We start from the raw sequence: 362 nt of genomic DNA on the forward strand, positions 1-362 counted from the left end.
GAGAAGATGATCGATTCCCGTCCGGCGCCGAGCGACAGCATCGGCGCGGTGGCCTGGTTGCGCAGCAATCTGTTCGCCGGACCGATCAATACGCTGTTCACGCTGTTCGCGCTGTATCTGGTCTACCTGCTGGTGGTGCCCAGCCTGCAGTGGGCGCTGATCGATGCCAGCTGGAGCGGTACCTCACGAGAGGACTGCACGGGGGAGGGCGCCTGCTGGGTGTTCATCAGTGCGCGCCTCGATCAGTTCATCTACGGCTTCTACCCGAGTGAGGAAACCTGGCGGGTCGATATCGTCTTCGCCGTCTTTGCGGCTCTGATCGCCTGGTTGGCGATTCCAAAGCTGCCGGCCAAGGGCTGGGT

General features: G+C 62.7%; 1 pseudogene. It reads left to right on the forward strand.

The window, feature by feature from the left end:
• Positions 1-362 (forward strand): annotated as a pseudogene (locus R0J88_RS19045) (amino acid ABC transporter permease); the annotation flags it as partial.

Origin of the sequence: Pseudoalteromonas sp. SIMBA_162, from assembly GCF_046535955.1 — a bacterium.
Lineage (GTDB): Bacteria > Pseudomonadota > Gammaproteobacteria > Enterobacterales > Alteromonadaceae > Pseudoalteromonas > Pseudoalteromonas marina.